At 67.2% G+C, this 13,521-nt stretch carries 11 protein-coding genes and 1 pseudogene; 11 read left to right on the top strand and 1 reads right to left on the bottom strand.

The features are described from left to right. Positions 1-314 precede the first annotated feature (314 nt). Together PROPJV5_RS00115 and iolG are read left to right on the top strand one after the other, a co-directional pair. Positions 315-1,382, top strand: a pseudogene (locus PROPJV5_RS00115) (transaldolase family protein); the annotation flags it as partial. A 71-nt stretch (positions 1,383-1,453) separates the two neighbouring features. After that, positions 1,454-2,446, top strand: coding sequence for an inositol 2-dehydrogenase (iolG, locus tag PROPJV5_RS00110; RefSeq protein ID WP_119714327.1), 993 nt, complete (start codon positions 1,454-1,456; stop codon positions 2,444-2,446). Between the two features lie 171 nt (positions 2,447-2,617). Here the strand turns inward: iolG and PROPJV5_RS00105 are convergent, their stop codons facing one another. Further along, complete coding sequence (locus PROPJV5_RS00105) at positions 2,618-3,352, bottom strand: alpha/beta fold hydrolase (RefSeq protein ID WP_220474271.1); 735 nt, start codon at positions 3,350-3,352, stop codon at positions 2,618-2,620. A gap of 73 nt (positions 3,353-3,425) precedes the next feature. On the opposite strand from PROPJV5_RS00105, the gene PROPJV5_RS00100 reads away from it, so the two are divergent. The 9 genes from PROPJV5_RS00100 to PROPJV5_RS00060 all read left to right on the top strand — a co-directional run bounded on the left by PROPJV5_RS00100 (position 3,426) and on the right by PROPJV5_RS00060 (position 13,493). Then, entirely contained in the window at positions 3,426-4,130 is a 705-nt protein-coding gene (locus tag PROPJV5_RS00100; protein WP_119714326.1) for a helix-turn-helix transcriptional regulator, read from the top strand. Between the two features lie 105 nt (positions 4,131-4,235). Further along, positions 4,236-5,252 (top strand): LacI family DNA-binding transcriptional regulator, encoded by a 1,017-nt coding sequence (locus PROPJV5_RS00095; RefSeq protein ID WP_119714325.1) that lies wholly within the window; start codon positions 4,236-4,238, stop codon positions 5,250-5,252. Positions 5,253-5,501: 249 nt separating this feature from the next. Continuing rightward, positions 5,502-6,692, top strand: coding sequence for a Gfo/Idh/MocA family protein (locus PROPJV5_RS00090; protein ID WP_119714324.1), 1,191 nt, complete (start codon positions 5,502-5,504; stop codon positions 6,690-6,692). A 27-nt stretch (positions 6,693-6,719) separates the two neighbouring features. Next, the gene (locus tag PROPJV5_RS00085; RefSeq protein WP_119714323.1) at positions 6,720-7,718 is read left to right on the top strand and encodes a sugar phosphate isomerase/epimerase family protein; all 999 of its coding nucleotides are present in this window, start codon (positions 6,720-6,722) and stop codon (positions 7,716-7,718) included. A gap of 185 nt (positions 7,719-7,903) precedes the next feature. Further along, on the top strand, positions 7,904-8,671 hold the full coding sequence (locus PROPJV5_RS00080; RefSeq protein ID WP_420812702.1) for a sulfite exporter TauE/SafE family protein: 768 nt from the start codon (positions 7,904-7,906) through the stop codon (positions 8,669-8,671). 221 nt (positions 8,672-8,892) lie between these two features. After that, entirely contained in the window at positions 8,893-9,159 is a 267-nt protein-coding gene (locus PROPJV5_RS00075) for a hypothetical protein (protein WP_119714321.1), read from the top strand. A 165-nt stretch (positions 9,160-9,324) separates the two neighbouring features. Continuing rightward, complete coding sequence (locus tag PROPJV5_RS00070; protein WP_119714320.1) at positions 9,325-10,335, top strand: LacI family DNA-binding transcriptional regulator; 1,011 nt, start codon at positions 9,325-9,327, stop codon at positions 10,333-10,335. A 219-nt stretch (positions 10,336-10,554) separates the two neighbouring features. Continuing rightward, positions 10,555-11,751: a Gfo/Idh/MocA family protein gene (locus tag PROPJV5_RS00065; RefSeq protein WP_119714319.1), complete on the top strand. Its 1,197-nt coding sequence runs from the start codon at positions 10,555-10,557 to the stop codon at positions 11,749-11,751. Between the two features lie 134 nt (positions 11,752-11,885). After that, a complete protein-coding gene (locus PROPJV5_RS00060; RefSeq protein WP_220474292.1) occupies positions 11,886-13,493 on the top strand; it encodes an MFS transporter in 1,608 nt (535 codons plus the stop codon). Positions 13,494-13,521: the final 28 nt, after the last annotated feature.

Raw genomic sequence — 13,521 nt, 5'->3', positions numbered from 1 at the left:
TGCTCCTGTTCAATCAACGGCGGTGTCGATGTTTCCCTCATATTGTCATGACAATCAGGATTTGGGAAGGCCCGTCCACGAACTTTTTTGGAACGCGCCAATACCGTGGCTCAACGAACCATCACGGCCGATGACTCACTATACGACCCACCCAGCCGGGCAAGCTCCACACCTTGCCCGAAGCGACGCTCCAGCCGGATCATTTGTCATGACATTAGTTGACATCCCACCCCCGGAGGGGCTTCAATGAATGTCAGACGCACCCCGGCACCGACGGCGGGGCGCGAGGTCCAACCGCATAGGAGAAGCAGCGCATGACCATTGAATACACTCCAGGCCCCCTCCTCGACGCGTCGCGGAACACCCCGACCGCTCTGTGGAACGACTCGGCCGATCCCGATGAACTGAGCCAGTCGATCTCCTTCGGCGCCGTGGGCGCAACCTGCAACCCGGCGATTGCCTTCACCTGCATCAACCAGCGCAAGGACGTATGGCTCCCCCGCATCGCCGAGCTGGCCGAGGAGATGCCCGAGGCCACCGAGTCCGAGATCGGCTGGCAGGTCGTGCGCGAGCTGAGCATCGAGGCCGCCAAGCTGCTCGAGCCCATCTTCGACGAGCAGAACGGACGCAACGGTCGGCTCTCCATCCAGACCGACCCGCGTCTGGCTCGCAATGCGAAGGCCCTGGCCGACCAGGCCGAGGAGTTCTCCAAGCTGGCCAAGAACATCATCGTCAAGATCCCCGCCACCTCGGTGGGCATCAAGGCGATCGAGGACGCCACCTACCGTGGCGTCTCGGTCAACGTGACGGTCTCCTTCTCCGTTCCGCAGGCGGTCGCCACCGGCGAGGCCATCGAGCGTGGTCTCAAGCGCCGTGAGGCAGAGGGCAAGGACGTCTCCACGATGGGCCCGGTCGTCACCCTCATGGGCGGGCGTCTGGACGACTGGATCAAGATCGTCGCCAAGAAGAACGACCTGTTCATCGACCCCGGTCACCTCGAGTGGGCCGGCGTGGCGGCGCTCAAGCGCGCCTACCAGGAGTTCCAGTCCCGCGGGCTGCGTGCCCGCGTGCTGTCGGCCGCCTTCCGCAATGTCATGCACTGGTCCGAACTGGTCGGCGGCGACCTGGTCGTCTCCCCGCCGTTCAAGTGGCAGCAGCTCATCAACAACTCCGGTTACAAGGCCGTCAGCCGCATCGACGTGCCGGTCGCTCCCGAGATCATGAAGACCCTCCAGAGCATCCCCGAGTTCGTCCGCGCCTACGAGCCCGACGGCATGACCCCGGAGGAGTTCGACACCTTCGGCGCCACCGTCCGTACGCTGCGTGGCTTCCTCCAGGCCGATGCCGACCTGGATGCCCTCGTGCGGGACGTCATCATGCCCCAGCCGTCCACTGTGATGTCATCGACATCGGCAGCCAATCACCCAGTCCATCCGATCAGACAAGGAACACCATGCTCAACATCGCCGTCATCGGCGCCGGCCGCATCGGTCATGTCCATGCGCGCACCATCGCGGGGCACCCCAAGGCCTCACTCGCCCTCGTCTGCGATCCCGTCGGCGACGCCGCCGAGCAGCTCGCAGCACCTTACGGGGCCAGGGCGGCCAAGGACGCCGAGGAGGCCTTCGCCGATCCGAAGGTCGACGCGGTCATCGTCGGCTCCCCCACCCCGTTGCACATCCCCCACCTCGTCGCGGCGGCGAAGGCCGGCAAGGCCGTTCTGTGCGAGAAGCCGATCGCCCTGGACATGGCCGATGTCGAGGCCGCACAGACCGATCTTGACGCCATCAGCACGCCCGTCATGTTCGGTTTCAACCGCCGCTTCGACCCCTCGTTCGCCGCGGTTCGCGCCGCCGTGCAAGAAGGCCGGATCGGTGCGCTGGAGCAGCTGACCATCATCAGCCGTGACCCGGCCGCGCCCCCGGTCGAGTACATCAAGGTGTCCGGCGGCATCTTCCGCGACATGACGATCCACGACTTCGACACCGCACGCTTCTTCCTGGGCGACATCGTCGAGCTGCACGCGGTGGGTCAGAACCTCGACCCGGCCATCAAGGAGACCGGCGACTTCGACGCCGCCGTCGTCACCCTCAAGGCGGCGTCCGGTGCCGTGGCGACGATCATCAACAACCGCCACTGCGCCTCCGGATACGACCAGCGGCTGGAGGCATCGGGCAGGAACGGCGCCCTGTTCGCCGAGAACATCCGCGGCACGACGGTACGGCTGTCCAACGCCGAGGTGACCGACGCCCAGGAGCCCTACCTGGACTTCTTCCTCGAACGCTACGCCGACGCCTACCGCCTGGAGCTGTCCGCCTTCATCGAGGCCGTCGAGGCCGGCACCACGCCTCCCACCGGCATCGCTGACGCCGTCGAGGCCCTGCGGCTGGCCGAGGCGGCCACGACGTCCGCCCGCACCGGCGAGGTCATCCGCCTCGCCTCCTGAACCGCGATCGATCCCTGACCCCTGCCACGACATGGGCCGGGTTCTGCTCACCGGACAGCCGTGAGCAGAACCCGGCCCTGTTCCTTCCGCCGCAGCGTGGGCGCGGCGAAGCGGTCCACGTCGATTCACCCGATCGCCGGCGGGTCCGCTCATTCCTGCGGGGAAGTCCGCTCAGGTGGACAGGGCCGCTTCACGGATCGCCTCGGCAAGGTCTGTGGAACGGCTCCACATCGGCCAGTGGCCCGTGGGCAGGTCGATGACCTCCACGTGTTCGAGCCTGGCCACCTCAGCGAACATGGGATCGCCCACCTGGGCCAGCTCCAGTACCCGCGGGCCGGGGATGGAGCAGCACACCAGTGTGGTCGGAACCCTCAGCCGGGCGTCATTGGTCAGTTGGACAGCCGCCCGCAGCACGGGACCAGGCTCGGGGACGGCCCTGGCACGGAAGCGATCGAGGTCGTCGGTGCTGAGACCTTCGAGACTGGCCCGCTCCCCCAGCGCGTCGAAGGAGGGCAACGGCAGCTCTTCGACGGACTCGGCAAGATCCGGAGCGAACACGTTCCCGGGCGCAACCGGGCCGGAATCGACCCACACGACGCGCCGAATCAGTTCCGGGGTTCGATCCAGGACGAGGCTGACCGGAGCATTGGCGCCGCTGTGGCCGACGAGGACGACGCCTTCGGGCACGGACTCGACGACTGCCTGAATCGCTGCGGCCTGCTCCTCGAGGGTCCTCGAGGAGCGCCGCGGGTCCTGGTCGTCAAGCCCGGGAAGGGTCAACGCAACGGCTCGGAGGCCTGCGGTTCTGAGGTGAGCGAGCACCTCGTCCCAGGCCCAGGCCCCCAGCCAGTGGCCGGGAACCAACACGATCAGGGGCAGGACTGAACGCTGTGGTGTTGACATCATGGCACGATGCTTCCAGCCCTCGTGGACAACGGTGTGTCACTATTTCTGGCATGAATTTCTTCCAGGTTGGATCGTGAAGCGGTCCGAGCGGCTCCACGCCCTCTCGGAGGCCTTGCGCCGCAGTGGAAAACAAGGGTGCAGCGCCAAGCGACTGGCCGACGAGTTCGAGGTGTCGGTTCGCACGATCAAACGAGACATGACAGCCCTGGAGAGCGCCGGCCTTCCCATCTGGTCGCGTCCTGGCCCCGGCGGCGGGTACGGACTGGCTCAGGGCGCCTCGCTCCCGCCCGTGAACCTGTCCCCAGTCCAGGCGATGGCCCTGCTGGCGGCGGTTGCCGCATCGCCCGATGCACCGTACTCCGACCTGGCCGCCACGGGAGCCCGCAAGATCGTCGATGTCCTGGACCCGCGAACCCGAGAACGGGCCGAGCAGTTGGCCAGTCGCGTCTGGGTCAACCGCGCCGGCGTCCCGTCGAGAGCGATCCGATCCGCCTTGGAACAGGCGATGGCCGACCAGCGCGTGGTCCGCATCGACTACACATCCGGCGAAGGAGTGACCAGCCACCGTGACGTGGAGCCCATCCTGTTCGCCTCCACCGGTGGCCGCTGGTACCTCATCGGGTGGTGTCGTCTGCGATCCGCCGTCCGCTGGTTCGCAGTGGCTCGCATCCAGGAGGCCAACGTCACCTGCGAAGCATGTGCCGGTCACGAGATCCATGAGATCGGCACACCACCGTCAACGGCCAGGAGCGCAGCTCCTCACCCGTGGAACACCTGAGCGCCGCTACCGGGCAGCGCCGACTGGGATCAGCGCCGCAACAGCGCTCCCGTGTAACCTGCTGACGGTGGGGCGGACCGCCCCACCGTCAGACAGGGAGGACCCGTGGCGACGAGCGGACAGGACGTCACCCAGGACGACGTGGCGCGTGCCGCCGGGGTCTCGCGCAGCCTGGTCTCCCTGGCGCTGAACGGCTCCCCCAAGGTCGCCGAGGAGACGCGGCGGCGCATCGCCGAGACCGCCGACCGGCTCGGCTACCGAGTCAACGCCGCCGCGGCCTCCCTGGCCCGCCAGCAGTCCAGGACCATCGGCCTGGTCCTGCCCAACCTGCGCAACGCCTTCTTCGAGCAGATCGCCCACACCCTGGGCGACGCCACGAGCGCCGGGGACCTCGCCCTCTTCGTCACGGTTGGCTCCGAGCAGCCCGAGGTCCTCCACCGCGCCATCGAGAGCCTGCTGAGCGTCCGCGTCATGGGGCTCATCCTCGTCTCCCCCTGGCTACCGGACGAGGACCTCATCGCCATCGGTGAGGAGGTGCCCGTCTGCCTCATCGGACGGCGCAGCCCCGGCGGAAGAGTGGACTCGGTCCGTGTGGACGAGGAGGCCGCCGCCCGGCTGCTCATCGGCCACCTCACCGGGCTCGGCATGCGCTCGGTCGGCTACGTCGGACCGCGCGTCGTGAACGACACCTCCCGTTTCGAGCGGGAGTCAGCGCTGCGTCGCGCCGCCCGGGCGACCGGACTGACCCTGGACGTCCGCGAGTGCGACGAGGACGCCGGTCCGGCCGTGCGCGACCTGCTGCAGGCCCACCCCGAACCGCTCGGCCTCGTCATCCACAACGACATCCTCGCCATCGACGCCGTCCCGGTGCTGCGCGAGACGGACCGGCACCCGGGCACCGACGTCGCCCTCGTCTCCTACGACAACACCTACCTGGCGAGGCGCGGGGAGTTCTCCCTCACCAGCGTCGACCAGCCCGAGGACGTGCTGGGGACGACTGCCGTGCGCCTGCTGCGCGAGCGCGCCGACGATGCGACCACGCGTTCCCGCGACGTCGTGCTGGAGCCCACCCTCGCCATCAGGGACTCCTCGGACCCGGCCGGGTCCGCCAGCGGGCATTGAACCCCGAACCAGCAGTGGGTCAAGGTCCAGGCTCACCCGGCATTGTCTGCCCCTCGCGACGCGCACGGACCAGGCCGCTCGCCGTGAACCCGGCCGCCCGACCGGGTGCAGCGTGCAGGGCGCAGAAAACCAGGGAACCAAGGGGTTGACACTTCTTCGGCGCTCGGCCCATACTCGTAACAACACGTTATTCACGCGCGTTAATTCCCCTGGACTAGCTTCGTCACTGAAGACGAGAAGAGGTTCGACATGACCACGAAAACCCTTTCCGTAGCCGTCATCGGTGCCGGTATGGCCGGCACGACCCATGCCAACGCGTGGCGCCAGGTCGGCACCGTCTACGACCTGGGACTGCCCAAGATCCGGCTCGCCACCATCGCCGACGCCTACCTGCCCTTCGCCGAGGACGCGGCCGAGCGCTACGGCTATGAGAAGGCCGTCGAGGACTGGCGCGACGTCGCCGACGATTCGAACATCGACATCGTCTCGATCGTCGTCGGCAATGCGCTGCATCGTGAGATCGCCGAGGCCATGATCCGGGCGGGCAAGCACGTCCTGTGCGAGAAGCCGCTCGCCGACACCCTCGAGAACGCCAAGGCAATGGCCGAGGCCGAGGCCCAGGCCGGAGTCGTCACATCCGTCGGCTTCACCTACCGGCGCAACGCCGCCGTCGCCGAGATCGCGAAGCTCGTCGCAGAGGGCCATCTGGGCGAGATCAACCACTTCGAGGGCCGCTACTGGTGCGACTACGGCGTCGACCCGAACACCCCGATGGCCTGGCGCTACCGCGGCCCGATGGGATCCGGTGCCCTGGGCGACGTCGGCAGCCACCTCATCGACACGGCCGAGACGATCTGCGGCCCGCTCGTCTCCGTCGCCGGGGGCGCCATGACCACCGCCATCAAGGAGCGCCCCGTCGCCAAGGGCCACGTCACCCGCGGCACGACCCTGGACACCTCGGAGCTTGAGATGGAGGCGGTCACCAACGACGACGTCGCCACCTTCACCGGCCACTTCGCGAACGGCGCGGTCGGCACCTTCTCGGTCTCCCGGGTCGCCTGGAACATGCCGAATGCGATGATGATCGACGTGCTCGGCACGAAGGGCCGTGCCTCCTGGGATCTCGCCCGCTGCGGCGAGATCAAGGTCGACGACACCAACTCTCCTGCCGGCCTGGGCGGCGCCCGCCAGGTGCTGGTCAACCCCGACTTCCCCTACTTCGCCCGTGGCTCCTCCATGGCCTTCGGCGGTGTCGGGCTCACCCAGATCGAGCAGTTCACCTACCAGGCATACGCCTTCCTGCAGCAGGTCGCCGGCGTCGAGGGCCTGCCCCCGTGCGCGTCCTTCGCCGACGGATACCGCGAGATGCAGATCATGGACGCCATCTCCCGCTCCGCCGCCGCCAACGGTGCAGCCGTCGACGTCTCCCACCTCAACTGACCCACTGAAGAACAAAGGAGTTTTGCCATGTCACTCACCTACGGCGCCTACACCGCGTGCCTCCAGGACCGTCCGCTCGAAGCGGCTCTCGACATCCTCAAGGAAGCCGGCCTGACCGGCGCCGAGGTCAACGTCGGCGGTTTCATCCCCTCGCCACACTGCCCCGTCGACGCCCTGCTCGCCTCGAAGGCGGCCCGCGATGACTACCTGGGCGTCTTCGCATCCAAGGGCATGGTCCTGTCGGGCCTCAACACCTCGGGCAACCCGGTCTCGCCCCTGCCGAACGAGGGCCTCAAGCACGCCGAGGACATCCGCAACGCCATCAAGCTGGCCGGGCTGCTCGGCGTCAAGGAGATCGTCACGATGTCGGGCACCCCCGGCACCGACCCCACCGCCAAGTACGCCTCCTGGGTCGTCAACCCGTGGAACGGGATCGACCTGGAGATCCTCGACTACCAGTGGTCCGTCGTCGTGCCCTTCTTCAAGGAGATCGACGCACTGGCCCGCGACAATGACGTCAAGGTCTGCCTGGAGCTGCACCCGCGCAACCTCGTCTTCAACATCCCCGCCTTCGAACGTCTCGTCGAGGAGACCGGTTCCACGAACCTGCGAGTGAACATGGACCCCTCGCACCTCTTCTGGCAGCAGATGGACCCGATCACCGCAACCAAGCGACTGGGCAGTCTTGTCGGGCACGTCCACGCCAAGGACACGAAGATCTTCCCGGGCGTCGCCTACCGCGGCGTGCTCGACACCGACTTCGGCCATGTGCCCGCCGACGCCGAGAACAAGACACCGACGGCCTATGGCTACTGGTGCTCCGCATGGCCCCAGGACCCGGCCTGGCGGTTCGTCGCCTTCGGCCTGGGACACGACACCGACTACTGGGCCGAGTTCCTGCGTGCCATTCAGGACGCCGATCCCGACATGAACGTCAACATCGAGCACGAGGACGCCGAGTACGGCAATGTCGAAGGCCTGCAGGTGTCCGCATCCAACCTGTTGGCCGCCGTCGCCAAGATCTGACCGTCAGGACCGAGACGGCCGACCCGCTCCCCGGGGGTCCGGCCAGAGGGCTGTGCGCACGGGTCAACCCGTGCGCACAGCCCTCACCGGCAATCCCGTGACTCCCCGTGCGCACGGCGGGCCGAAGCCCCAATCGGCGGGCACGAGCACGCCTCCGCAGCCACCGCAACACTAGGATGAACCCCGTGCCCGCTCCATTCGACCTGATGATCATGCAGTGGGCCGTCCTGGCGATGGCCTCGTTCTTCGTCGGCATCGCGAAGACCGCCCTGCCCGGGCTCGCCACCTTGTCGGTCGCCCTGTTCGCGGCCGTCCTACCGGCCCGCGAGTCCACCGCGGCGATGGTCGTCCTCCTCATCGCCGGTGACCTGTACGCGATCTGGATGTACCGCCACGACGTCGACTGGTCGACACTGCGCCGGCTGGCGCCGGCGATCCTGGTCGGGCTCGGCGCCGGGACACTCGTCCTGTGGCGCATCGACGATGCGAACATGAAACGGATGATCGGTGTCATCCTGCTCCTGCTCACCGCGGTGACGCTGTGGATGATGTGGCGCCGCAGTCGTCCAGGGCACGGCGGGACGGCTCATTCCTTCTCGCAGAACCCCGCGGCACGCTGGATCTACGGGTCGCTGGGGGGTTTCACCACAATGGTCGCCAATGCCGGCGGCCCGCCCATGACGATGTACTTCGTGGCCTCGGGCTTCGACGTCATGCGCTTCATGGGGACGCAGGCCTACTTCTTCTTCTTCGTCAACCTGGCGAAGGTGCCCTTCCAGGCCGGGCTCGGACTGTTCTCGGCGCGCTCGCTGAGCATCGACGCCCTGCTACTGGTGCCGCTGGCCCTGGGGACACTCCTCGGCAGGTTCGTCATCCGCCGCATCCGGACCACCGTCTTCGACGTTCTCGTGATCATCCTGACGATCGTCTCCTCGGTCTTCCTGCTCCTGTGAGGCCGATCGGCAAGGACCCGGCGTTCGATGACGATCTCTCGCGAGAGCCGGCGACGAACCACGGCCACCGGCCTTTTGTTCCCTGATGCCAACCGTGAGCAACACCAGACGATCCCATTTGTTCTAACAAATACCCACACCTATAGTGGATCTCGTCAGCAGGACCAGGGCGTCCCTGGGACTGAGTACACCGTCGTGCATGTCGCGGCTGGTGTCGCGGCATGCACTCCATCACGAAGGAGAACATCATGACCGCCATCGACACCATCGCCACCCAGGCCTCGACGATCCGCCACGAGACCACCACCATCCCCTCGGCCATCGTCGGCACCCTCGTCGCCGGCGCCCTCGTCGCCGCGAGCATCCTCATGATCATCGTCGGCCTCGCCACCACGACGACCGCCATGATGCTCACCGGCACCCTCGTCTTCAGCGCCGCCACCCTCCTGAGCGTCTACACCGGCATCAACGCGCTCGCCCAGAACTGACCACCGCCGACAGCACCACGGCAAGACCCGAAGGGAGCCCACCGACACCCAAAACGATTCTTCCCGGACACACCGAGCCATCGCAGCGCCACCGCAGCACGCACGATGGCTCTTTTGCTGTCAGAATGCGGAAGAGTTCCATCGACGACCCGAGGATCAGCACCCATGACCGTTCCCGACCGTGAGACCCACGCCACGCAGCAGGACGTCGCGGCCCGTGCAGGGGTCTCACGGGGACTCGTCTCACTCGCACTCAAGGGCGAGGGACGCATGTCGGAGCAGACGCGCCGGCGCATTCTCGATGCCGCCCGAGACCTCGACTACCACCCGAACGCCGCCGCGGCCGAGCTGGCGGCCCGGCGCTCGCGACGCCTGGCGGTCATCCTGCCCTATCTCGACAATCCCTTCTTCGATCGTCTGTTGCGGCGCCTGCGCCACCATGCCCGTGCCGCCGGGTACCTCCTGATCGTCCTCGTCTCCGATCTGGAGGAGCAACTCGAGCAGGCGACGGTGGACGACGTCCTGTCGATGCGCCCCGCCGGGTTGATCCTGCCCGGCACCTCGATGAGCCAGTCGGAACTCCTGGCCCTGTCCGAGCAGGTGCCGCTGTGCGTCCTGGACCGTGCCCTCGACGAGCCGTCCATCCCAACGGTCCGCCTCGACGAGGCGGATGCCGCCGCGCAGATCACCGACCATCTCGCCGACCAGGGGTTCCGCCGGATGGTCTTCTTCTCACCCGCCCGCAGCCGGTTCGAATCGCTGCTCAACGAGCGGCGCGAGGCCTGCCGCGCGGCATCGGCGGGCAGAGGCCTCGACTTCGCCGAGATCGTCTGCGACGACGGCGCGGGCCAGGCCCTGGCGATGGCCCGCGCCACCTCGACGGAGCCTTTCGGCGCCGTCGCCTACAACGATGTGCTCGGCATCGATCTCATCGCGGCGGTGTTGTCGGCCCGCCTCGCACCCGGTTCCGACATCGGGATCGTCTCCTACGACAACTCATCACTGGCGGCGCGCCAGGAGATCTCGCTCACGAGCGTGGACCAGTCACCGGACCGGCTGGCCGAGGCCTCCGTCGCGGCTGTGCTCGCCCCCGCTGACGCCCCGGTGGCGCATGTGACGGTTCCGGCCACACTCGTCGTCCGCAGCTCGAGTCTGCGGACGTCACCACAGGACTGAATCCCCAGGGCTCACACGACGTCCTCGTCCCGGACGCAAGAAATCGGATGGACCAGGATCTTGCGGCGCCCCGATGACTGTTGCTACCTTTGTCATGTCATTGATGACGCGCGTTAGCACATCTTTCATGGCACCTCACGTTCCACACCTCGAACACATCGTGCGGCGCAGGTCGGAAACTGCGCGACCGGTCACTGCTGACCGGGAAGGAGAACACCCATGAGCAGCAAGAAGCAGATCGGAGTCGGCGTCGTCTCCCTGGGATGGATGGGACGCCTCCACGCCCGCAGCTACCGCTCGGTCTCGGAACGCTTCCCCGAACTGGGCGTCGCGGCCCGTCTCGTGGCGGCGGCCGACCCCATCGACGAGGCACGGCGGGCGGCCGTCGAGGATCTCGGTTTCGAACGGGCCTTCTCCGACTACCACGAACTGCTCGCCGACCCACAGGTGGAGGCCGTGTCCATCTGTTCCCCGAACTACCTGCACCAGGAGATCGCGCTGGCCGCCATCGAGGCCGGCAAGCCCTTCTGGATCGAGAAGCCGATGGGTGTCAACGCCGACCAGTCCCGGACCATTGCGCAGGCCGCGGCCCGGGCCGACCTCGTCACCGCCGTCGGGTTCAACTACCGTCATGTCCCGGCCATCGAGTACCTGCGCACCCTCGTCCGCTCCGGGGAACTCGGCCGGATCACCAATGTGCGCGTCTGGTTCATCGCCGACTACAACGCCTCCCCCAAGGGGCCACTCACCTGGCGTGCCTCTCGTGAGAAGGCCGGTGCCGGTGTCGTCCCCGATCTCATGAGCCACGGCGCCGATCTCGCCCAGTACATCGTCGGACGCATCGCCTCGGTCACCGCCACCACCGACACCTTCATCACTGAACGCCCGATCCCCACGAAAATGGGCGTGGGGCACTCCGGTTTTGAGATCGGCGACGAGACCGGCCCCGTGGAGAACGAGGACTACGTCGGCATGCTCGTCCGTTTCGAGAACGGTGTTATCGGCACGATGGAGTCCTCCCGCGTGAGCGTGGGCCCGCGCGCCGAGTACGTCGTCGAGGTCTACGGGACGAACGGCTCGGCCCGGTGGAACTTCGAGCGTCTCAACGAACTCGAGGTCTGCACCACCGTCGATGGCGGCCCCACCCACGGCTACACCCGAGCCATGGCCAACCCGGCCTGGGGAGAGTGGAGCCGGTACCAGCCCGCCATCGGCACCTCCATGGGATTCGACGACATGAAGTCCATCGAGGCCGCCCAGTTCATCCGCTCGATCCTCACCGGAGAACAGCTCGCTCCCTCGGCCGCTGACGCCTGGTGCGCCGCTGAGGTCGACGAGGCCATCGTGGCCTCCGCGGCCGATGGTGCTTGGCATGACGTCGCCCGCGTCGAGGGCACGACGACCTTCGACCTCTGAACATCACCGTGCGGTCCCGGCGACCGGCAGACCACCACCCGTTGGGCCATGAAACCAGCGGATCCCACGACGAATGGAGAACCATGAGCGAAGAAGCTCACGGAACCGCGCTGAAGAACATCACCGCGGACCAGATGAAACAGGCAGTTGCGGCCACCCCCGCCTCGGGCAAGCACCGGGGCATCATCGCCATCGCCGGCGTGGCCACCCTCGGCTCTCTGCTGTTCGGCTACGACACCGGCGTCATCTCCGGCGCACTCCCCTTCATGTACATGCCCCAGGCCGCCGAGGGCTTCCAGCTCACCAGCCTCGAGGAGGGCGCCATCGGCGGGACCCTCCTCATCGGCGCTGCCTTCGGGGCCCTCTTCGGCGGCCGGCTCTCCGACCGGTACGGCAGGCGGCACAACATCACGCTGCTCGCCATCGTGTTCCTGATCGGCGCCCTGGGCACCACCTTCGCCCCGAACATCTGGGTCATGTACCCGTTCCGCGTCGTCCTCGGTTTCGCCGTCGGCGGCGCCAGCGCCACCGTGCCCGTCTATCTCGCCGAGACCGCCCCCAAACGCATCCGGGGCTCGATCGTCGCCATCGACCAGCTCATGATCGTCACCGGGCAGCTGCTCGCCTTCACGATGAACGCCATCATCAGCAACATCCAGGGCGGCCCCCGGATCACGATCGAGGCCGATCCCTCGGGCACACTCGCCCCGGGCGAGTACGCATATGACACCGTCCAGGCCCTCCAGGCCTCCCAGGGCGGCACGATGAACACCGAGCAGTACCACGCCTTCCTCGATCAGCTCGTCATCGCGGGCGGCAACGGCGAGACCTGGCGCTACATGCTCGTCCTGTGCTCGATCCCGGCCGTCGCGCTGTGGATCGGGATCCGGCTCATGCCCGAGTCCTCCCGCTGGTACATCGCCAAGGAGCGGCTCTATGACGCCATCGGCTCCCTCAAGCGCGTGCGCGACCCGCACCGCGATGGCCCGCTCGAGGACGAGCTCATGGAAATGGCCGAGGCCCGCCAGCACGAACTGGCCGAGGAGGCCCAGAAGAGAGGACTGGGATACGTTCTCGCCACACCCTGGCTGCGCAAACTGCTCTTCGTCGGCATCTTCCTGGCCATCATCAACCAGACCACCGGCGTCAACACGATCATGTACTACGCGCCCAAGGTGCTGGAGTACGCGGGCATGTCCACCTCGACCTCGATCACCGCTCAGGTGGCCAACGGTGTCATGAGCGTCATCGGTTCGGCCATCGGCATCTGGCTCATCCTCCAGTTCCGCCGCCGTCAGATCCTCATCGCCGACGTCACGGGCGTGGGCATCTGCCTGCTCGGCATCGCCGCCACCTTCCAGCTGGCCATCGCCCCGCACATGGCGGACGGCAGCACGCCGCCGTCCTGGGCCGCCTTCCTCGTCCTCGGCCTCATGGCCGTGTTCATGCTCATCGTCCAGTCCTCAAATGGCACCGTCGTGTGGACGATGCTGGGCGAGATCTTCCCGGCCAACGTCCGCGGCGTCATGAACGGCACCGCCGTCTTCTGCATGTGGATCGCCAACGCGATCATCACCTGGACCTTCCCCACCATGATGGAGGGTCTGGGCGGCGGACTGACCTATGCGATCTACGGGGTGCTCAACCTCGTCATCGCGGTGGTGCTGTTCCGCATCATGCCCGAGACCTCCGGCCGTTCGCTCGAGCAGATCGAGCACGACATGGAGGAGCGCTACTCCTGATGCCTCGGCATCGGAACGATCGACGACC

Origin of the sequence: Propionibacterium ruminifibrarum (assembly GCF_900289195.1) — a bacterium.
In the GTDB taxonomy this organism is placed as follows: Bacteria; Actinomycetota; Actinomycetes; order Propionibacteriales; family Propionibacteriaceae; genus Propionibacterium; species Propionibacterium ruminifibrarum.
The sequence above is the reverse complement of the archived record's forward strand: the minus strand, read 5'-3'. Positions and strand labels throughout refer to the sequence as shown.